A 20244-nucleotide genomic window follows, 5' to 3' on the forward strand; every position below is an offset into this window, starting at 1 on the left:
ATTAATTTATGGATAAAAAAGTAGCAGCATTACTAACAGATATGGTAGAAGAAATTGAATTAACGGATCCAGCAGAAAAATTACGAGATGCTGGACATCAAGTTGATTTGATTGGCAAAGGAAAAGGTGAAACGATAAAAGGCAAAAACGGCCAAGAAATGACCCTTGATTATGGGGTTGATGACGTTGATCCGAGTGATTATGATGCATTATTAGTTCCAGGTGGTTTTTCACCTGATTTATTACGTATTAATGAAAAGAATGCGACATTCGCACGTCAGTTCTTTGAATCAGATAAGCCAGTGTTTGCGATTTGTCATGCTCCACAGTTCCTGGTTGATACTGAACAACTAAAAGGTAAAAGACTAACAAGTTTTGTGTCAGTGCGTAATGATTTACGTAACGCAGGGGCTAAAGTAGTCGATGAAGAGGTCGTAGTCGATGGTAATTTTGTCACGAGCCGAAAACCTGATGATTTACCAGCCTTTAATCGTGAAGCGCTAAAACAATTAGAAGGTTAAAGATGAAAGGAGGGGAGAGATCTTCCCCTTTTTCATAGGGTTAGAATTTTTATTAGATAAATCCATTAATTTATGAGATAAATTCTCTGAGTTATGAGATAAACGCTTAGTTATTAGATAATCCAGTTGAATTATGAGATAAATTCGAGCAGAAATTTAATAAAAGATAGCGGAAATAAAATAAATAGAATGTTCAATAGAAAACCCTACGCTAATGATTAATAGCGTAGGGTAATTAATGTCTTATTTTAATAACTTCGCTAGGAGCCGCTGAACCATTTTTCGAGATAGAATACGCGTAAATGCAATAAGGAATTTATAACGTTTTCCAGGAATAGATACATTTTTCTTTTTGATAAGGGCATGATAGCCAATTGAAGCAACTCGTTCGGGTGACATCGCTATATCGTTAAATGATTCACCCATGGCTTGCATATTGGCTTCTTTGGCAAAGTTTGTTGCGGTTGGTCCAGGACATAGAGCAGTGACGGATAGATCGCCTTTTTTCTGAAGTTCGGTGTTAAGAGATTCAGATAATGATAAGACATAAGCTTTCGTTGCTGCATACGCACTCATCGCTGGGGTAGGGATAAAGGAAGCGATGGAGCCGATATTTAAAATTCTTCCATATTGAGAATGTACCATATCCTGTCCGAAATAATACGTTAAATTAGTAAGTGCGACCATATTAAGTTGTAACATTTGATTAAGATGTTCCAGATCAGTCTCAAGAAATAAGTCTTCTATTCCAAATCCAGCATTGTTCACTAAGGTATCCACATGGTGCCCATCCTGATGAACACGATCATAAAGAGCTTTTGTTGCTTGGGGTTTGGCAAGGTCAAACGGAATAATCGTCACATTGGTGTGTGGGCTTAATTCTGCTTTAACTTCTTCTAGTTTATTTTCGCTTCTTGCGACTAGAATAAGGTTAAAATCATTTGCCATAAGTTTAGCGAGTTCATAACCAATGCCACCACTTGCGCCAGTGATTAGAGCGGTTCTTACCATGAATATTTCATCCTTTCATAAATACATTACTTCATAAGCGTAACACAACAAATTCCTATAAATCTTGAGATATGTTCAGTGTGAGCAGTGATCGTTGATGTTGTTTTATAAAATGATAGAACATGTGATCTGTAATGTTTAAGCATCTTCGGCAAAGGATATACATAAAGTAGAACCCTTTAGAAGGAGTTGAATAGTATGAATCATGATTATGAAAAGATACTAGTTGCGTATGATGGTTCTAGTGATAGTATGAAAGCGATTCGTCAAGCAGAAAGTTTAGCAAAAGCGCATAACGCTTCCTTGAACGTCGTATACGTTCATGATCAAAATACACGACCGAAATCAACGATGAATTCAGAACCTATTTTTTCACACGGAGCGTCTATGATGCATAATACAACCAATTATGTGCCATATGTCCAATTCGGTGACTTTAACCCAACCGCAAACAAAGAATCGATTGGTAGTGAAGCTCAAAAGCTACTGGATGAAGTAGCCACCAAGGTTTCTGATGATATTAAAGAAGTGAATTATGAAACATTAGTAGGCGATCCCGCTAAAACGCTTGTCCAATATGCAGATGATCAGAAGATGGATTTAATTGTTATAGGAAATCGTGGTATTAGTGGTCTTCGTCAACTTGTGATGGGGAGTGTTAGTAATAAAGTGGCTAACGAATCAAATGTGCCCGTCTTAATCGCAAAATAGTAAGTGTATGAGAGTAAAAGCTTGGCATTGTGCCAAGCTTTTATTATGTATTAAATTTTAAATAAGTTGGTGAATAGTGGGCAGGGTTATTTCCCGGGCTATAATGTGAATTACCTTTTAAAAAATTAAATAGGTAAGAGGAAATCTTTCAAATTTTATCAATTAAGAGGTATTAAAGCGATTGAAGACGAAATAGTGTTAAGAGATTAATCAGGAGCAAAACGGCGAAATTCCAATAAATAAATATTTTATTAATGGAGTGTGGTTGGTGTGAAAAAATCAGTATTTGCACTATTGGTTGTATTAAGTTTGATGACAGGAATATTTATAAAAGGAATTTTTGAGTGGTTAAACGTTAGTTTTTTCTCTGAAAATGTATGGGAATTAATGTTTGGTGAACCAACTGTAATGTCAAAAGTCTTAGTTTTTTTGATAACAGGTTTGATTGCTTTTGCTGTTTTCTTTCCACTTTACAAAAAATTAGTTAATTAAGGTTTGTTCACAAAAATTTTGAAAAAAGTGGTCTTATTTATGAGATAATTGCATCAAGTTATTTCATAAATAACAAAGTTTATGAGATAACTGAGATAGGTTTTGAAATAAATTCATGAATTTATTTCAAAACTTCAGGAGTTAATCGTGTTATGAGTGTATCTATTGGGGGAATAGATACACCAGTTTGATGATACATAAGGAGGCGCAACTATTGATTTTCGCAATCATTGCATTAATTTTTGTTTCATTTTTCTTCTCTGGGAGTGAAACGGCTCTTACAGCAACGAATCGAATGAAATTGCAAACACAAGCCCAAGAAGGAGATAAAAAGTCAGAAAAATTATTAAAACTGGTACAAAAGCCGAATGAATTTATTACGGCAATCTTAATCGGTAATAATATTTCAAATATAATCTTGCCAACACTTGTTACAACCATGGCAATTCAATATGGATTTGATGTTGCGATAGCGACAGCCATTTTAACGATTACGATTATTATTGTCGCTGAAGTGATTCCTAAATCTGTGGCAGCTACATTTCCAGATCGAGTCTCTTATCTTGTTTATCCTGTGATTAAAGCAGCTGTAATCATTTTTAAGCCCATTACAGTTATCTTAAATTGGCTAACTGATACGATTACAAAAGTATTATCAAAAGGTGAAAAGCAACAATATTCTTTCTCAAAAGAAGAGTTCAAGGCAATGATTGATATCGCGGATTCGGAAGGAACATTTCGTGATGACGAGTCTTACCGCATTAAAGGGGCGTTAGATTTTCAAAACTTAAACGTCAAAGATGTTCTTCAAACACCGCGAGTTGAAATTGTATCACTTGATGCGGATGCTAATTTTGAAGACGTAAGGGAGATTGCGATTCAGCATCCTTATACCCGATATCCAATTATTGCTGATGACATCGACCATATTATAGGGGTTTTTCACTCGAAGTTCTTGATTCATTGGTCAATGGAGCCGGAAAAATCACTTGAATCATTCAGTGATATGGATCCATTAATTACGTATGAATTTCAGTCCATTGAGCATGTGTTCCTTGAAATGACGAAACATAACAAACACTTTGCAGTTGTATTAGATGAATATGGTGGAACTGAAGGTATTGTGACACATGAAGATATTATTGAAGCGATGATTGGAATGGAAATTGAAGACGAGATTGACGCCGATAATGATTCTATGGTTGAGAAACTTACAGAGACCGAAGTGATTTGTGACGGAAAGATTCCATTAAGACGATTAAATTCAATTTTTAATTCTGATATACCAGAAGAAGAAGACGTCCTGTCGGGTTATTTATTAACAGAAATGAATCGATTCCCAGAAGAGGAAGACGTCATTGAACGTAATAATTTAACCTTCAAAATCTTAGAAACAGAAGACAGGTCTATTCGTAAAGTGCAAATAGTGAAATAAAGAGGAAGAGCCATTTAGCACAGCTAAATGGCTCTTTTTTGTTATGAGTGATGAGATTGTTAAACAAACTAGATCATTTGTTTAACAATCTCAATTAAATGTTAAAAAACTCGGCTAATTAAAGGTTACCTTCAATTAGCCGGGTAGTTATTAAAAGAGATTTAAGAATCGATCCCAAATGGATTGATCTTCATTTGTTTGTTCAGGTTCTTCTTCAGGTTCTTGCATTTCTATTTTTTTAGTTTGTAAGGTGAATTGAACTGATTCAATTTGATCATTATTTTGCTCAGATACGAATGATTTCATTTCAAAATCATCAAAATCATATTCGCTCATCATATTATCGATTTCACTTTGCATTTCTTCAGGTAAGTCACTTGTTTGATCGCGTAACTCACGAGAACCATTGCGCAATTCATTTGATCCACTATAAATATCGCTTAATCCAGAACTTAGGTCACTTACGCCACTGTGAACAGAAGGGTAGGAATTCGCTAATTCACCGACGCCATCTGTATAGTCAACCAATCCAGAATGGAAATCGCCATATTCAGAAGATAACTGAGCTAAACCTTCTTCGAGTTCAGCCAGTCCACTTGCTGGGTCAGCATTGTTTAAACCTTCAGCCATCGTGCGTAATTCATTTGCGATGTTACCTAGTTGACTGCTTGTATCTTTTAATGCTGGGCTTACAGCATCAAAGGCTTCACTGACCTCTTGATAAGTGCCCTTAGTCGTTTGGGCCGCTTTATAAGTGTTGATTAATGTTTTTACAGTCTCATTTTTAGGATTCTCATTTTGTAATTTTGTCAATTGTTCATCGCTCAATTGTGAATCAGGAATCCCTTGAATTGTTCCGCTAAGCTCCTCATAAGCGCCTGTGTAATTACGACGCAATTCGTCTAATCCCGTAGACGCTTCATCTAATCCACTCGCTATTTCTTCTAAGCCTGATGCCATCTCACCTAAGCCATCACCAGATGTGTCTTGATTGGCTAAGTTTTGATGCATGTCATCAATTCCAGCTTGAATCGATTCAGATCCTCCTACTAGATCACCAGAACCACTATTTAAATCACGCAATCCATTTAAAACACTGGCTGAACCATCACTTAAATCACTAGCGCCATTATTTAATTCATTTAAGCCATTATTAAGTTCAGCGACACCATTGTGTAATTCTGCAACGCCATCTGATAATTCTTCCATATCACCAGTCATATCACTTGTGTTAGGCTGTTCGACAGACATGGAAGCTGGCAGTGCTGAAATACTAAATCCATCAAATTCAAATGATTCAGCTTCAGCTTCTAATGTTACCGTTTCTTCCTCTCCTGGCATGACTGTAAATGAAACTTGTTGATCCTGACCAGCACTGGCAACTGTACCATCAGGGGCTGATATATTACTGAAAATATCGGAATTCATAGTGGCAGAGACTTGAACCATGAAATTTTCAGTAAAGACTTCTCGAGCTGATTCACTATGATTAACATTGACAGACATTGTCACTGTTCCACTTTTACCAACAATTTCATTCGGTTCAACCATTTCACCATCGAGTTTATAAGTGACATCAAATGTCCACGGTAACGACTGATCATTCATATCACCTCGATAATAGAATGGATCTTCTGTTGCTGGTATAGACAATTTGTTGTCATTTCTTGTGATTTCATCAACGTTTGAAAGGTTCTGAGTCGAATCATAATTGCCATAATCAGTGATGGTACCTTTTTCATTGACGTTAAATTCATTAACAACGTATAAGCCATCTTGTTCACCACTGGCATTTAAAGTAGCGTATATCACTTCATGTTTTTCACTATAACTGCCTTCTTGTTCCGTTGCTGCAAATGTTTGGCTAGCTGGGTAAAGCAATAAGCTTAAAGCCGCTGTCACTGCGATTGTTTTACGCATCCTCTGATGCCTCCTTTTTAGAAGATCTTAACCTTAAACGATCGGTTATAAGCAGTAAAGCCGGGAGTAAGAAGACAACCGACAAGAATGCTAATAACGCACCTCGACCTAATAATAGACCAACAGATCCTACGATTGGATTACTGGATGTCAGCCATAAAATAAAGCCGACACTGGATAAAATCGCTGCTGAAATAAAGATCGCAAAGATTTTTCCATCGATCGTTTGAATAATCGCTTCTTTCGCCGGTAAGGTTTGGCGCAAGCGATTATAATTCTCGGTAAATAGAATACCGTAGTCGACAGTCGCTGCGAGTTGTACAGTACTGACAATCAAATAACCAACGAAGACAAGCTCTAAGTCCATGAAATATGGAATTGATAAATTAAACCAAACAGCTGATTGTATGGTAATTAACAAGACCACAGGGAAGATGATATTTCTAAAGGTCACGAGTAACACAGTTGCGACTGCAAGAACTGTTAGCCATTTAACAAGTGTATTATCTCGCTCTACGGTCTCCTTGATATCGTATAAAGTGACGCTTTCACCGAGTAGTTCAGCTTCTTCACCATAATATTGATCGCCAATAGATCGGACTTCCTCAACGAGACTGAATGCTTCTTCACCTTCTGTAGGTGTGTCTGTATGCAAGATGATTCGGCTATAATCTTCAGAATAAAAGGCTTCCGTCTGACTTTCGTCTAAATATTCAGCAGGAATAATGGGACCAATTGTATTAACGTAACTTTGGACCGTATCAACAGCATTTAATTTTTCTAAATCATTCACAAGCTGCTCTTCTGAAGCAACATCGCCTCTAGGTACTAACATGACCATTGGCGTATTTTGACCAAATTGTTCTTTTATTTGATCTTGGTCGGCACCTAACCTTGAAGAATCGGGTTGTTCACCAATTCCATAGATGAAAGATGTTTCACTTTGACCAAGAAAAGCCGGGACAATTAAGACGGCCACTAAGATTAGGACTGGAATTCGTACTTTTAATACTCGACGCCCAACATTTTTGAATGATGGAACAATTGGTCGATGCTCTGTTTTATCAATCCATTTGTAAAACATTAACGTCAGTGCCGGTAAAAAGATCATGACACTGATAAAGCTGAATACGATTCCTTTAACCAGATTCACGCCAAGGTCAGCTCCAATTTCAAAGTTCATAAACGTCAAGGCGATAAATCCGAAGAAAGTGGTCGATGCACTCGCTGCAATCGCTGGGAACGAACGCTTCATCGCTAGCCGCATCGCTTCATATGGCGAAGATGTTTCTTTCCGGTAATCGGAGAAACTGTGTAATAAGAAAATCGCATAATCAAGCGAGACGGCTAATTGCAGAATCGGTGCGACAGATTGTGTGACAAACGATATTTCACCGATAAAAATATTTGAACCTAGATTGATTAAGACAGAAATGCCGATCGCTGTTAAGAAAAAGATTGGTTCTGCCCATGAGTTAGTCGAAAGCACAAGAATGATAATGATAATCGGAATAAGTAAAGCAGCCGCATACATCGATTCTTGTCCTGTCATTTTTTGAGAAGTGGCAGTGTCAGCTGCTTCTCCGTCTAATGCATTATCTTCACCGATTAAGGCATAGATCTCATCAGTTGCTTCAACTTCTTCCCCTTCTTCAATGGTTACTTGAAATAGGGCGGACTGTTGATCATAATATTGTTCAACTGTGTCTTGATCAGCCATTTCAAGCGGTTGTTTTAAGTCGATTAAATCATCAAGCCAATCAACATTAGACACGCCATTAATAGCCTCTAAGTTTTCTTTGTATTTAAGCGCTTCAGGAATGGTGACATCTTCCACCATGACGCGCGCATTAGCAGTAGGTTCGTCGAATTCAGCTTCCATCGTGTCCGTTGCTTGCATAGATGGAGCCTCATCCGGTAAATAATCCATCATATTGTAATTGACGGACACAGCAAACTGCGCAATCGTACTGGCAATGGCGAGAATGATAAATGTCCAGACAACCGATTTTTTATGTTTTAGTATCTTATTTACGAGATCGATTGGTCTCATCCCTTTCTTGCATTGAATCTTAATCCACCTTATCATTATATGGACACGGTGTTGGATATTCAACAAACAGATTTCAACTTCGTGTTAGATATCCAACATTACGTTGGATTAGTGTTGGATTTCAACAAAATTGTCATAAAAGGATGAAGATCATTGAGTGAAAAACTTGATCGTCGCAAGCAATATACTCGCAAGATGTTAAAAGAAAGCATGATTGAGATGTTAAAGGAAACATCGATTAATCACGTGACAGTTAAAACGTTGTGTGAAAAGGCTGATATTAATCGGTCAACGTTTTATACACATTACCGCGATCCATACGATTTATTGATGACGATAGAAGATGAGATTATAAACGATTTAAAGGATTATTTGAATAGTTATCGTTTTGACCAAGATGAGGAATCAAAGCTCATGACGAAGAAATTGCTAGATTATATAGAGGACACACCGGAGACGTTTCGAATTTTATTAAATGAGAATGGGGATCATGCTTTTGAGAAACGGATTATGAATGTGGCTCATCAATTTGTTATGAGTAACACGAATGATTTAGATGAGGTTGTATCTGATTACTACAGTACCTACATTATCAGCGGGGCGATTCACGTTATTAAAGCTTGGATCGCTGCTGGTCGACCAGAAAGTACAGAAGACATGGCCGACTTAATTCACGCTTTTGCAAATGGAGGAGCATTAGAAGGTTAGCAATTTAAAGGGGTAACTATCTCAATTTCTAGCTATTTATGAGATAAATCCCCGAATTAATGAGATAACTCGAGCGAGTTATCTCATTAATTCCACTAATTATTTAAAAAATAAAGGAAATGGCTAATCTCAAGATAGAGTCCATATAATTGTGTAAAAAGGGTCATTTTCCTCTCCACATGGTACAATGTTTTCAACCACAAAAACGATTACCAGGAGGAGAGTACTCATGACCCAACTTAAGTTTAGCGCAAATATTGAAGATTTGAAAGAAAAAGTAATGGGCTCAGACCTAGAAACGATGGTGAAATCAACGATTGTGTTGATTTTGAATGAATGTATGGAACAGGAGCGTGAGGACTACTTACAGGCTGCTGCTTACGAACGGACAACGGAACGTGTCGATTATCGAAATGGCTACTATGAACGCGAATTGATCATGAGTTTGGGATCTATTAAATTGACTGTTCCACGAACGCGATTCGGTGATTTCTCACCTTCTATTTTTGAGCGATACGCTCGCTATGACCAAGCGTTTGTGATGTCGATGTTAGAGATGTTTGTGAATGGGGTTTCAACACGTAAGGTGACGAAAATCGTTAATACGTTATGTGGTGAAACCGTTTCGAAATCCTTTGTATCGAATTTAACGAAAAAATTAGACCCCATTGTGAATGAATGGGCTCAACGCCCATTGCACACTTTAACGTTAGATTTTGTGTTTGTCGACGCTCTTTATATCAAAGTAAGAGAAAACCAAAAAGTGGTCTCCAAGGCAGTTTATATAGCCATCGCATTAGATGATGAAGGCTATCGGCATATATTAGGGCTTCACATTAGTCATTCGGAGAATGAGGAGGCTTGGCAAACATTTTTTCAGCAGCTAATTGGAAGAGGGGTATCATCACCTAAGTTGGTTGTTTCAGATGCTCATAACGGCTTAGTAAATGCGATTCAAAAGTCTTTTATAGGGACGTCATGGCAACGTTGCACCGTTCATTTCAAACGAAATATCATCGTCAAAATGCCTAAAGAAGGCAAAAAAGAAGCCATTAAGTTATTGAAACAAATATTTGATGCCTCGTCGCAAAAGGAAGCACGACAACTTAGAGATCAGTTTCTCGATGACTATGGTGATCAACCATCATTTCAAAAGGCTTGTAAGGTTTTAGATGAAGGGTTTGAAGACGCGATTCAATATCTAGGCGATGCCATTCCTGAAAACTTTAAAACACATGTTAGAAGTACAAACTCATTAGAACGTTTAAACCAAGAAGTTCGAAGACGAGAAAAAATCATTCGTATTTTTCCGAACACACAATCAGCCTTCCGTCTGGTTGGGGCAACATTAATGGCGTATGAAGAAATCATCAAACATAATCCTAAAAAATTTAGGATCTGGGAAAACAAATGAAATGACGCGATGAGGTGGAGATGGCTCGTCCCTCACCATCTCCACCTCATCGCGATAACACATAAATAATCAATGACAAGAGTTGAATTTCATTGCCATGTATTTTACACATAATTATGGACTTGACTAATCTCAAGGTGTCAGCTGTCGATTATTACCGAAATTATGTTAAAATGTCCTTTGGTTCAATTGAAGGAGGACTTATAAATTGTTTAAAGTTATACAATGGTTTATCTTTTTACTCGCCAATGCTGTCGCGATTCCGATTGTCATTGGTTCTATTTTTGATATGGACACGACTGCTATTATGCAGCTTATGCAACGAACATTTTTCATTGTCGGAATTGCTGGTTTTCTTCAAGGACTAATCGGTCATAAACTGCCGATCGTCGACGGACCTGCTGGATTATGGGTTTCTACGTTTTCCGTTTTTGCCATTAGTGTTGGTACAACTGGACAAGCAGGCGTCGAAGCTTTTCGTTTACTTGAAGCGGCGATGATTTTAACTGGTGCGTTCTTAATGGCATTTGGTTTATTTAAAGTCTCTGGCAAAGTCATCGGATTGTTCACACCACTCGTAACAGGGGTGTTCTTAACTTTACTCACATTTCAACTAAGTGGAACCTTTTTAGAAGGAATGCTTGGGCTTAGCAGTCAAGCAACACAGATTAATTCCGGTCAATTTGCGATTGCTATGGTGACATTCAGCTCGGTCTTAATTCTATCGATCTTTTTCACAGGCTGGATGAAGAGCTATGCGGTTTTACTTGGTATTTCGCTTGGATGGTTATTATTTGTTATCTTTTTCGGTGCTGGTGATATGCTGGCTAGTCAGGCGCCAATCATGCAAATGCCAGAAATGTTCGCTTGGGGTGTTCCGAAGTTTGAATGGAGTGTGGTTCCAATCGCGATATTAACGGCATTCATTTTGCTTTCGAATATTGTTGCTGCTCTGTCAGCTACTTCTGACGTTATTGATGGCCATTCGAATTTCAGTCAAACACAGATGAATCGAGGTAGCTTTACGCTCGGTATTAATCATGGTATTTCGGGGATGTTTTCCGGTGTGGCAGTTGTTCCACTAGCATCAACAGCTGGATTTATTCAATTGACAGGCCAAACGAAAAAAGGCCCGTTCATTTGGGCCTCGGCATTATTAATGATTGTATCATTCTTCCCGGTCGTTATAGCCTTTTTAGCGATGATTCCGTCGCCGATTGCCAATGCGGCTTTACTTGCAACATTCGTACAATTAATGGGACTAGGTTTAAGAAACTTATTCGCAGAACCTCTATACGAGCGTCGTATGACCATTATTACCGTTTCGATGTTACTGGGTGGAGGCCTAATGTTTATTCCACCTGAAAGTTTCGCTCATTTACCTGAAACGGTTAAGCAAGTTGTTAGTAATGGATTATTAGTCGGTACGATCATAGCCGTGATTCTCGAAAAGATCTGGAAAACAAGTAAATAATAAAAATTAATCGTCAATTCTATGATTGGCGATTTTTTGTTAATGATCAGCATATAATGAAAATAATCCTTGTATAATCCTCAAATGTTTAACAATCCGTGTTAAACTATTTCTAACAATTATAAAGGTGGAAAATTAATGGGGGAGAAGAGGGATAAGTACATAGGATTCGTTGTTTTAACCGGTTTTATTATTGCTGTTCTATTCATCACGGGCACTATCAGCACATGGGTATCTGGCATGCAATTTGTGATTACGAAAGATGACGTCAAACCCTATTCGAATGAACTTGATTCTACGTTTCAGACGACATTTAAAAAAGGATTTCAGCTAGGCGAATTAGACAAACAGTTAGTCCTATATGACGATTTGAGCCTACAGTTAAAAACGATTGAACAAGATGATGATCAGATTGTCTTTACATTTGAATCTCAAGGTACATATGGAGCTAACTCAGCAGAAATTATATCAGTAGCCGATCAGGGACAAGATGAAAACTTCGCTAAGATTAAATTGATATCAGATGACTCGCAAGTCGAACTTAAGCCAAAGACGAATCATGGCGTTAATCACCGTAAAGGGGATCAAGTGACCTATATATTATCCCGAAAGAAATTTGAACCATTCCAATTCAAGACAACAACGCTCATGATGGATGATCTCTATTTAACGAAATGGATTAACTTTAAAGAATTAATTCGTGGACTATAATCGAATTAATGTCTAGGCTACTGGGTGATAATCTGTTGTTTTTACGGAATGATTAAATAATAAGCTGGTTTCAATGACCAATAATAGCACTAGCATCCATGGCAAAGTTTGAATAAGTAAGTTTTGAATAATTGCAAGCAAACCATCCACTTCAACCAATGAAGTTAATACGTAGAGCATGCCAAATGTGAAGTTTCGAGCCCACTGACTGACATGATATTGGCCAAGCCCTTTAACTAGACCATATTGTTTATAACGTTCATGAATTCGTATTAGTTCAATCACCTCCACGATGATGAACCAGAGCAGAGCCCAGGTCCACATCATAACGACTTCATAACTAGGAAACGCACCACTAATGAAAATAGCGACTCCGGAAATAGACATGACACCATGTATGATGCAATTAGTATTCGACCAATGATCTGCAATATTTAATTGTTGAGGTCGTGCATATTTATAAATCATCATCAAAAAGGAAATCATATAAAACACAAAGCCGATGACAATCAATGTTTGGCTTAAGATAATTGGCCATATGTCAGGTATTAAATGAGTGTACATCATGACGATGGATTGTGTACTGACTGTACTCAAAAAAAGTATACCGTGGACTTTATAGAGATATTTTTCTCGCCAAATACGAATGAATTGCCTCACGACCAGACCAACATAGCCCCCCCCACACATGACGGTGTTAAGCAATGCAAGCGGTATAACGACTACTTCCCAATCTGGTAGCCATAATACAATGACATTACACACAATAGAAGTGCCTGCAATCCATGTACCAATTGCAAAGCTATTAATTGGGTCTGATAGATGAATTTGAATAAACTGCTTATGGATGACTGACTTTGTAATGGCTAGGGATGTAAGAAGCCATATGAGGATCAATGTGACTACAAATAAATGACGTAGCCATAAACTCACATCGAAGAATAACAGAATGCCATACAAAAATACGCCGACCCCCATGACAACTGCCCCCCGATGCTGTTGGAGCTGATTGTAGGCGAATAATTTTATTTTGAAATATGAACCATACAACTAATAAGAGTACAATTGTCAAAAACACATTCATGGCGACCACTTCTTTCGCTTTTTCGTTTTCCGAAATTATTATATCAAACTATATTGAATTAAAAAGGTAAGAAAGTTTTTCGAAAAGGTCAAAAAATTAAAGCCTAAAGGTTTAATTTTAAAATTTTTCGAGTTATGATTTAATTAAACTAAAACGAGGTGAGGACTGTGCTAAGGCTAATTATCGCAATACATATAATGTTATTTATGTTATTAATTGGTTGTTCTGAACAAGAATATGAAGTCAGTGTTGATATACAACCGGAAGATGCAGGGGAAGTTACTGGCACAGGCTTATATGAATCCGGTGAAGAAGCTGTTGTATCACTTCAACCTGAGGATGGTTACGAGTTTAGTGGCTGGAGTGAAGAAGGAGAAACAGTTAGTTCAGATTTAGAATATCGGTTCGAAGTTGATCAAGACGTTCAACTACAAGCTTCTTTGGAAGAAACAGTCGAAGATATTGTCGTAGAACATATACTGGATAAAGGTACTGCTATGTCATTGGAAACTGTTGAAAAGATCGAATTTAAAGATGAAAATGTCTCAATTGATAAATCACAACTGCAGCAATCACTTAATCAAGTTTGGGAATCATCAAATGCTCCTGATTTATGGGATGATCAATTTGCTGAGGTAATTGAAGAACATCCTGATGTTAATCAATTGTTTATAAGACATGAAGGATTATCACCTAATCAGGATAAGGTTGCAGTTTCTGTGTTTACATCAGGTGATATTTTTTCCTATACCGTGGTAGGGTACGTCGATTTAGAGACTGAAGAGATTCAGTTTACTAATGTGACCAATCAAGTGGTCTCAGCTCGTGAAAGCATCATATGGTCACCAGAGGGGAATTATTATGTTTACACGACTGTTAATGAAGCACCATCGAACCAACAGGCTTTTGTCGATTCCATTGATGATGGGAATAATATTGTAACAGCTGATTTTTCAACGATTAGCGAAGCAGAACTGTTAAATGTAAATACGATTGAGTGGGAAGATGATCAAGAATCGATCTATATCGATGCAATCGGTCAAGTTGGAAATCGAATTGAAGCAAGGCTGAGTCTAGAATCAGGCGAATTTGAGCAAGAATAACACGGTCTCATCACGAGATCGTGTTTTTTTTGAATAAAGCAATCCTTTTACAACTAAAACTAATAAGACTTCTATTATGATTAAAAGCTTTGAAATGCCATTGTGACAGATTTAAAACTATATAGAAAAAGTTTCTGATTTTTCGCATCAAAATGGTTGATAATAAGCGTTCAGCGTTGTAAGATTTAAGTGCTCGAAGTAATACAACACAATATACATCTTAGTAGTTTTACCTGAACCGACAGACAGAGAAGAGGGAGGGTTTAACGATGAGAATGAATCACGTTATTGCCTACAGCATGGTAATCTTAGGGGCAGCTTTTTGGGGCCTTACGGGGTTATTCGTGCAAAATTTGTACGCCACAGGCTTCACGCCTTGGCAAGTAGTTACTCTACGTTTAACATTTTCCAGCTTGATCCTACTAGTTATGTTAGCCATTCTAGCACGCAGTTATCTTAAAATCCGACTAAAAGACCTACCTTATTTTATCGCACTAGGCGTATTTAGTATTGCCTTTTTCAATTGGTTTTATTTTCAAGTAATGGACCTAGCAACGCTTGCAGTCGCAGTCGTATTCGTGTACTCATCACCAGTGTTTGCAGCGATTATTGCCAAAGTATTATTCCAAGAAGCGCTAACCAAGCAAAAACTCGTTGCAATTTCGCTAACGATTTTAGGGAGTGCGTTTGCGATTGAATTCCTACCATTAGGAGATTTTGCCTTAACATTGCAAACTATTTTATTTGGACTGTTAGCAGGCTTTTTCTGTTCAACGTATAGCTTGCTCGGTAAAAACGTTAGTCGTTGGTACCATCCATTTACCATTACTTTTTACGCAATGGCCGGTGGAACAGTGTTTTTAATCCCGACAAGTGGTATTTGGGAAAATGCTTCTGCCTTTGCAAATGGTGATGTGTGGCTTAACATCTTAGGAATTGTTGTCATATCAACTGTCGTAGCTTACTTGCTCTATACGACTGGTCTGGCTTATATTGAATCAAGCAAAGCAACGATTCTTTCATCCGTAGAAATTATTGTCGCCATTTCAGTGAGTGTCATCGTATTTAACGAAGCCTTAACAGGTTACCAACTATTAGGGTTTGGACTACTGTTTATATCGTTATTCTTAACGGTATTTTCACTGAAAAAGTTGAAAAGATACAAGTTCCGAAAAATGCGTGGCCAAAAGCAACATTGGCCAACGGAAACGCATCATATGACCGAAAAACCCTCATGGTAACATGAGGGTTTTTCTATGTGCTTTGAAGTTTTTATTTTTGAAATAATTCCTCGAATTTATCTCAAAAATAAAAAAGAAGGTTCATCTAGACGAACCTTCGATCAAATCAATTCTATCAATAAGAAGAGGATTTAGCATGACGATCTTTATCTAATAGAAATTCTATTAATGCGATCGCAACTGCTAAAGTCAGCAAAGCGACTTCGGTTAAGGCGACTGAACTCATTACTAAATTCATCACCGATAAACTCAAAATATTAGAAAATATATCTAAACCAATCGTGATGAAAGATGAGAAGGATCGGCTATCTGTACTTGCAGATAATATGGCCGCTAATGGATTAAAGAATAGATCGAAAATAAACCCTATCAAGAAGTAGCCTGCCACAAATCCAATTAATCCCCACACTGAATGATACTGCACCCCGAGAAGCTCGAAAGTACCAGCCATCGTTAAAAAGTAGACGCCAATAACCGAACTTAAAATAATGATGACAAATAAACCCATTCCGACCCATAATCCAACTCGTTTAAAATGTTTTGAATGATCTACCATAACCTTGAACTCCTCAATAATGTCTTAGTCGTTTTGACGCCGAAATAACTGGAAAAGCATATAAATGAAACCGCCTGCTGCAATCAGTGCTAAATAGGTGGTCGTATAACGAAAAGATAATAGAATTGTATCCATCAAATAAATCTCACTACAATATTCAACTGTTTCAGGCTTGAATATGAACAAGGGTCGACAATCAGATAACGGCAAAATCGCTACTTGATTAACAAAAAACAATGAGTATAGAGCTGATACGGATAAAATCATCAATAAAGCAACCATGCCCAATATCAAGAAAAATGTTCGCCAATATCTCATACTGATCCCCCAACGCAACTTTAAGACTAATCTATCATAAGTTGACTAGGATTAGAATCACTATTCTAAAATTTTCCTTATTTATGCAATAACAGACGACATTAAGGAAACATCATTGATTTAAATGCTAGAAAAGATCATTTTTTATGTTTAAACCGCTCATTTCCTAAATTGCAATAAAAACTCAATACGCTATAATACAAATCGTGCAAAGAAAAAGATGCACATCAATCGATCAGTTGATAGGGAAATCACTGGACAATAGGAGGGTAGAAGGGGAAGTATTACAATTAAAATTAAATAGGTCGGACTTCAAAAAACTTGCTCAACACATTTGTTTGTGTTGAGCAAGTTTATTAAAAAAGATTATGTCGGATATTTCTCAGCATTCTTCTCAAGTTTCTTCGTTACAATCTCTTCAATATCCAAATCTAAATCCGAAGATAGCATCATTGTATAAATAAGAACATCAGCAATTTCTTCTTGAATATTTTCCATATTGTCTTCCAAAGCTTGCTCACTATTTTTCCACTGAAAATCTTCAAGTAATTCAGCAGCCTCTATTGAAATTGAAACGGCAAGGTCTTTTGGATTATGATATTCTCTCCAATTGCGAGCGTCGCGAAATTCGTTGATGGATTGAATTAGCTGATTAAGATTATTCATGAATATCATTTCCTTTCAATTCGAGTAATCTATTACGTAATTTTGGGTCAGTTGCATAAATGTACAATCCACGAATACCCCGCTTCATTAAGACATTAACTGAATTTAGAATAATTTCTTCTTTGATCCGTTCATTTTCTTCATACGAAAAGTCTTTTCGACGTTGAAATGCGCCTTTGTCTTGATACTGATCTGCATCAACAATTAATCGGTCATTTACTTCGTCGTAAGAAATAGATGGTCCTAATATAACCCCTACATAATTAAGGTCAAAACCTTGTACAGTATAAATTGACCCTACTTCATTAATAGTACCAGCTTCCTCAGCCCATGTCTTATTTTCATCGGTTATGTTCCAAGGCATGTTAATACCATTAGGGTCAACATAGTAAGTCGCTCCGTCTTTCTTATGTTCATAATCAAAAGTAGAGACTATTCTTGATAAACCATATTCATTATTTTTATCATACATAGATTGTTTAAATAATTCAGGGTTATCGAAAATCTTCAAGTCAAAAGAGTCATTTTCATGCGGGATAGATTCTAGCTTTTTCTCAGTAAATTGATTAATCCAGTTTACTATTTCTGGTGATGCATTCATACGTAACTGGTTTTCTAATTTTAGTGTATCAGCTTGATATTGATTGGTTATCTCTTGAAGCAATCTTTCGTTCCAGTAACTTTTAATTTTTAGAACTTGTTTTGGATCAAAGATGACGATAGTCGTGTGACTTCTTTTAATGATTTCATCGAGATGGTTATTGTAACGAAAATTATTATATGAATCTTCTTTAGTTAATAATAAATGCGCTTCATCAACTAAAGTAATATCAGCTTTTTCATTATTTTTATCCATGTTATTTATAAAAGAAGTTGGTTTCTCAAACTGCTTTTTCTTTAAATTAGGTAGACTGTAAGCGATATTTTCATAAGTTTTTAGCATTTCACTATGATTTACGAGTAAATAGTTGTTTGTATTGTAAAGGTTCGAACTCGATTCATTCGCAAAATCTTGCAAAGTGTTGAACAAGGAGCTGAGTAAGACACTTTTCCCTGTACCTGAATCTCCTTCAACAATAAGTACATTTTGTCCTGATTGTTTTGACTTAGCTTTACAAAAATCGATAATTTGTTTTTTAACTTCTACTTGTTCATCAGTCAATTCTTTAAAAGGAGATAGTTTAAAAATGTCTTTGTTTTGTAGGTCTTCAATGGATTCTTGTGCGATATTATGCTCACGTAACTTTTCCCATATATTCCGGAAAATATGATGGTTGTAGAGTTCTTTCTGAAAGTAATTATGTGTCCGCTTTATGGTTGTCTGACTCACATTTTGTAACTTATATCGATTATCAGCAATGAAGTAATTAATTAAATTAGTCTCAATATTATATGTAGCTGATTGATTGAATTTCTCATGTCCGATGAGAATTGTTTGTTCATGAATTTTACGTTCTGGGTCATTTAAGTGACTTTGCAGACGTTTATTGGCATGAGCTGTTTGACCAATATATGCGGTTGGATTCTTTTTGTTGTTAAATAATATATAAACAATTGGATAGTCATTTAAATAAATCGTTTGGAAGTTCTGTAATTCTGATTGATTAAATGCTCGTGTTTCAAATACTAGGTCACTCATATGGTTCTTCACCCTATTGTTGAATTTTGTTATATCTTAACATAGTTGGAGAGAAATACTGAATATTTTATTCAGTAGAGCGCAAGAAAGATAGTGCCAATTGGAATATGTTAAAATGTAGTAAATAATTATTTAATCAACCCCAAAAGGAGGCTACACATGGATGTTAAATTCCCAATCGGTCAATTAGAATTGCCTGAAACTATAACGTTAGATCATATCCATGAATGGATGAAAGATATTGAGACTTATACGAACAGGTTAAGAGAAACAGTGGAGGGTTTAAGTGAATCAGACTTAGAGAAAACGTATCGTGAAGGTAGTTATAATGTCCGTCAGTTGGTGCATCATATTGCTGACTCCCAGTTGAATATGTATCAACGACTAAAGATGGTTTTAACGGACAATAATCCGACTGTGCCTGCATTTGACCAAGATGAGTGGGCCGTGCAGCCAGATACTAAGCTATCTGTTGAAAGTTCGATTAAAATGTTAGAGGGTATTAATGAACGGATTGTTGCTCTGGGTAAGAGTATTAGTGAAGACGAGTTATCTAGAGTTTTCACCCGTGCGGATGAGGGTGAAATTTCAGTTGCGACTAAGCTAGCGAAGTTATCGTGGCATGAGGAGCATCATTTAGAGCATATAAAGATTGCGTTAGGAAATTAAATGGGTTCATAGTTCATTTCGATAATGCTTAAAATTTTCTAAGCTATGATGAAACCGGCTATCTACTTGATGGCCGGTTTTTCATAGATATAAAAAATACGCCCAACCGATCGGATATCAGTTGGACGCATTTGCCTAGTGACTCCGGCTGGATTCGAACCAGCGACCCCTTGCCTGTCAAGCAAGTGCTCTCCCACTGAGCTACGGAGTCTTGTTGTTGAATTGTCACCGACGTTTTGTCGACAAGTACTAATATAATAGCTTATAATATGAATGTCAACACTTTTTGATGAGTTGGAGGTAAAATTTTATGTTACCGCGCATTTTAACTTATTTATTAATTGGTTTAGCTGTGGTTGGTGTTTTTGCGTTTGTATTTCCGCAGTATTTAAATTTTGTATGGATCGGATTATCGGCGCTTTTCGTCGTCGGACTAGCCGTTATGGTTTACATATATAGTAAGCGTGTTTTCACCTTAATGAAAGAAATGAAAAAACAGTAGGCTTAGGTTAAGAATA

At 36.8% G+C, this 20244-nt stretch carries 20 protein-coding genes and 1 tRNA gene; 12 read left to right on the plus strand and 9 right to left on the minus strand.

The window, feature by feature from the left end:
* The first annotated feature begins 8 nt into the window (after nt 1–8).
* The gene (locus tag ACKXGF_RS05785; protein ID WP_411955268.1) at nt 9–521 is read left to right on the plus strand and encodes a type 1 glutamine amidotransferase domain-containing protein; all 513 of its coding nucleotides are present in this window, start codon (nt 9–11) and stop codon (nt 519–521) included.
* Between the two features lie 243 nt (nt 522–764).
* Here the strand turns inward: ACKXGF_RS05785 and ACKXGF_RS05790 are convergent, their stop codons facing one another.
* Nucleotides 765–1532 carry an SDR family NAD(P)-dependent oxidoreductase gene (locus ACKXGF_RS05790; RefSeq protein ID WP_411955269.1) on the minus strand — a complete coding sequence of 256 codons (768 nt, stop codon included), beginning with the start codon at nt 1530–1532 and terminating at the stop codon, nt 765–767.
* A gap of 198 nt (nt 1533–1730) precedes the next feature.
* On the opposite strand from ACKXGF_RS05790, the gene ACKXGF_RS05795 reads away from it, so the two are divergent.
* From ACKXGF_RS05795 to ACKXGF_RS05805, 3 genes are all read left to right on the plus strand, one after another.
* Entirely contained in the window at nt 1731–2243 is a 513-nt protein-coding gene (locus tag ACKXGF_RS05795; protein WP_411955270.1) for a universal stress protein, read from the plus strand.
* 270 nt (nt 2244–2513) lie between these two features.
* Nucleotides 2514–2735 (plus strand): hypothetical protein, encoded by a 222-nt coding sequence (locus ACKXGF_RS05800; RefSeq protein WP_411955271.1) that lies wholly within the window; start codon nt 2514–2516, stop codon nt 2733–2735.
* Between the two features lie 214 nt (nt 2736–2949).
* A complete protein-coding gene (locus ACKXGF_RS05805) occupies nt 2950–4170 on the plus strand; it encodes a hemolysin family protein (protein ID WP_411955272.1) in 1221 nt (406 codons plus the stop codon).
* A gap of 150 nt (nt 4171–4320) precedes the next feature.
* Here ACKXGF_RS05805 and ACKXGF_RS05810 read toward each other — a convergent pair whose 3' ends face one another.
* Together ACKXGF_RS05810 and ACKXGF_RS05815 are read right to left on the minus strand one after the other, a co-directional pair.
* Nucleotides 4321–6090: a YhgE/Pip domain-containing protein gene (locus ACKXGF_RS05810; RefSeq protein WP_411955273.1), complete on the minus strand. Its 1770-nt coding sequence runs from the start codon at nt 6088–6090 to the stop codon at nt 4321–4323.
* Nucleotides 6083–8179: an efflux RND transporter permease subunit gene (locus ACKXGF_RS05815; protein WP_411955274.1), complete on the minus strand. Its 2097-nt coding sequence runs from the start codon at nt 8177–8179 to the stop codon at nt 6083–6085. The genes ACKXGF_RS05810 and ACKXGF_RS05815 overlap by 8 nt, the downstream gene beginning before the upstream one ends.
* Before the next feature lie 117 nt (nt 8180–8296).
* Here ACKXGF_RS05815 and ACKXGF_RS05820 point away from each other — a divergent pair, with 117 nt between their 5' ends.
* The 4 genes from ACKXGF_RS05820 to ACKXGF_RS05835 all read left to right on the plus strand — a co-directional run bounded on the left by ACKXGF_RS05820 (nt 8297) and on the right by ACKXGF_RS05835 (nt 12450).
* Nucleotides 8297–8851, plus strand: coding sequence for a TetR/AcrR family transcriptional regulator (locus ACKXGF_RS05820; RefSeq protein ID WP_411955275.1), 555 nt, complete (start codon nt 8297–8299; stop codon nt 8849–8851).
* Between the two features lie 229 nt (nt 8852–9080).
* A complete protein-coding gene (locus ACKXGF_RS05825; RefSeq protein ID WP_411953968.1) occupies nt 9081–10265 on the plus strand; it encodes an IS256 family transposase in 1185 nt (394 codons plus the stop codon).
* 208 nt (nt 10266–10473) lie between these two features.
* Entirely contained in the window at nt 10474–11739 is a 1266-nt protein-coding gene (locus ACKXGF_RS05830; RefSeq protein ID WP_411955276.1) for a purine/pyrimidine permease, read from the plus strand.
* Between the two features lie 138 nt (nt 11740–11877).
* Nucleotides 11878–12450 (plus strand): hypothetical protein, encoded by a 573-nt coding sequence (locus ACKXGF_RS05835; RefSeq protein ID WP_411955277.1) that lies wholly within the window; start codon nt 11878–11880, stop codon nt 12448–12450.
* A gap of 12 nt (nt 12451–12462) precedes the next feature.
* Here ACKXGF_RS05835 and ACKXGF_RS05840 read toward each other — a convergent pair whose 3' ends face one another.
* Nucleotides 12463–13428 carry a hypothetical protein gene (locus tag ACKXGF_RS05840; protein WP_411955278.1) on the minus strand — a complete coding sequence of 322 codons (966 nt, stop codon included), beginning with the start codon at nt 13426–13428 and terminating at the stop codon, nt 12463–12465.
* Nucleotides 13429–13701: 273 nt separating this feature from the next.
* On the opposite strand from ACKXGF_RS05840, the gene ACKXGF_RS05845 reads away from it, so the two are divergent.
* Both ACKXGF_RS05845 and ACKXGF_RS05850 read left to right on the plus strand, forming a co-directional pair.
* Nucleotides 13702–14637, plus strand: a complete 936-nt coding sequence (locus ACKXGF_RS05845) for an InlB B-repeat-containing protein (RefSeq protein ID WP_411955279.1) — start codon at nt 13702–13704, stop codon at nt 14635–14637.
* Between the two features lie 269 nt (nt 14638–14906).
* Entirely contained in the window at nt 14907–15878 is a 972-nt protein-coding gene (locus tag ACKXGF_RS05850) for a DMT family transporter (protein WP_411955280.1), read from the plus strand.
* 115 nt (nt 15879–15993) lie between these two features.
* On the opposite strand, the gene ACKXGF_RS05855 is transcribed toward ACKXGF_RS05850, so the two are convergent.
* From ACKXGF_RS05855 to ACKXGF_RS05870, 4 genes are all read right to left on the minus strand, one after another.
* Nucleotides 15994–16434: a YrvL family regulatory protein gene (locus tag ACKXGF_RS05855; RefSeq protein ID WP_411955281.1), complete on the minus strand. Its 441-nt coding sequence runs from the start codon at nt 16432–16434 to the stop codon at nt 15994–15996.
* Nucleotides 16435–16458: 24 nt separating this feature from the next.
* Nucleotides 16459–16752: a hypothetical protein gene (locus ACKXGF_RS05860; protein ID WP_411955282.1), complete on the minus strand. Its 294-nt coding sequence runs from the start codon at nt 16750–16752 to the stop codon at nt 16459–16461.
* 366 nt (nt 16753–17118) lie between these two features.
* Nucleotides 17119–17418: a nucleotide pyrophosphohydrolase gene (locus ACKXGF_RS05865; protein WP_411955283.1), complete on the minus strand. Its 300-nt coding sequence runs from the start codon at nt 17416–17418 to the stop codon at nt 17119–17121.
* Nucleotides 17411–19057, minus strand: a complete 1647-nt coding sequence (locus tag ACKXGF_RS05870) for a DUF2075 domain-containing protein (RefSeq protein ID WP_411955284.1) — start codon at nt 19055–19057, stop codon at nt 17411–17413. The genes ACKXGF_RS05865 and ACKXGF_RS05870 overlap by 8 nt, the downstream gene beginning before the upstream one ends.
* Before the next feature lie 159 nt (nt 19058–19216).
* Between ACKXGF_RS05870 and ACKXGF_RS05875 the strand changes: the two genes are divergently transcribed.
* Complete coding sequence (locus ACKXGF_RS05875; protein WP_411955285.1) at nt 19217–19726, plus strand: YfiT family bacillithiol transferase; 510 nt, start codon at nt 19217–19219, stop codon at nt 19724–19726.
* A 139-nt stretch (nt 19727–19865) separates the two neighbouring features.
* Here ACKXGF_RS05875 and ACKXGF_RS05880 read toward each other — a convergent pair.
* Nucleotides 19866–19937, minus strand: a tRNA-Val gene (locus ACKXGF_RS05880).
* A 99-nt stretch (nt 19938–20036) separates the two neighbouring features.
* Between ACKXGF_RS05880 and ACKXGF_RS05885 the strand changes: the two genes are divergently transcribed.
* Complete coding sequence (locus tag ACKXGF_RS05885; RefSeq protein ID WP_411955286.1) at nt 20037–20228, plus strand: hypothetical protein; 192 nt, start codon at nt 20037–20039, stop codon at nt 20226–20228.
* The last annotated feature ends 16 nt before the right edge of the window (nt 20229–20244 follow it).

This window comes from Alkalibacillus sp. S2W (genome assembly GCF_046764385.1).
GTDB lineage: Bacteria > Bacillota > Bacilli > Bacillales > Alkalibacillaceae > Alkalibacillus > Alkalibacillus almallahensis.

Bases quoted from the DNA above. Each gene is read 5' to 3' on its own strand.
- ACKXGF_RS05810 (WP_411955273.1), bottom strand. From the start codon at position 6,090: ATGCGTAAAACAATCGCAGTGACAGCGGCTTTAAGCTTATTGCTTTAC.
- ACKXGF_RS05785 (WP_411955268.1), top strand. From the start codon at position 9: ATGGATAAAAAAGTAGCAGCATTACTAACAGATATGGTAGAAGAAATT.
- ACKXGF_RS05875 (WP_411955285.1), top strand. From the start codon at position 19,217: ATGGATGTTAAATTCCCAATCGGTCAATTAGAATTGCCTGAAACTATA.
- ACKXGF_RS05870 (WP_411955284.1), bottom strand. From the start codon at position 19,057: ATGAGTGACCTAGTATTTGAAACACGAGCATTTAATCAATCAGAATTA.
- ACKXGF_RS05855 (WP_411955281.1), bottom strand. From the start codon at position 16,434: ATGGTAGATCATTCAAAACATTTTAAACGAGTTGGATTATGGGTCGGA.
- ACKXGF_RS05835 (WP_411955277.1), top strand. From the start codon at position 11,878: ATGGGGGAGAAGAGGGATAAGTACATAGGATTCGTTGTTTTAACCGGT.
- ACKXGF_RS05795 (WP_411955270.1), top strand. From the start codon at position 1,731: ATGAATCATGATTATGAAAAGATACTAGTTGCGTATGATGGTTCTAGT.
- ACKXGF_RS05885 (WP_411955286.1), top strand. From the start codon at position 20,037: ATGTTACCGCGCATTTTAACTTATTTATTAATTGGTTTAGCTGTGGTT.
- ACKXGF_RS05840 (WP_411955278.1), bottom strand. From the start codon at position 13,428: ATGGGGGTCGGCGTATTTTTGTATGGCATTCTGTTATTCTTCGATGTG.
- ACKXGF_RS05850 (WP_411955280.1), top strand. From the start codon at position 14,907: ATGAGAATGAATCACGTTATTGCCTACAGCATGGTAATCTTAGGGGCA.
- ACKXGF_RS05790 (WP_411955269.1), bottom strand. From the start codon at position 1,532: ATGGTAAGAACCGCTCTAATCACTGGCGCAAGTGGTGGCATTGGTTAT.
- ACKXGF_RS05815 (WP_411955274.1), bottom strand. From the start codon at position 8,179: ATGATAAGGTGGATTAAGATTCAATGCAAGAAAGGGATGAGACCAATC.
- ACKXGF_RS05860 (WP_411955282.1), bottom strand. From the start codon at position 16,752: ATGAGATATTGGCGAACATTTTTCTTGATATTGGGCATGGTTGCTTTA.
- ACKXGF_RS05825 (WP_411953968.1), top strand. From the start codon at position 9,081: ATGACCCAACTTAAGTTTAGCGCAAATATTGAAGATTTGAAAGAAAAA.
- ACKXGF_RS05865 (WP_411955283.1), bottom strand. From the start codon at position 17,418: ATGAATAATCTTAATCAGCTAATTCAATCCATCAACGAATTTCGCGAC.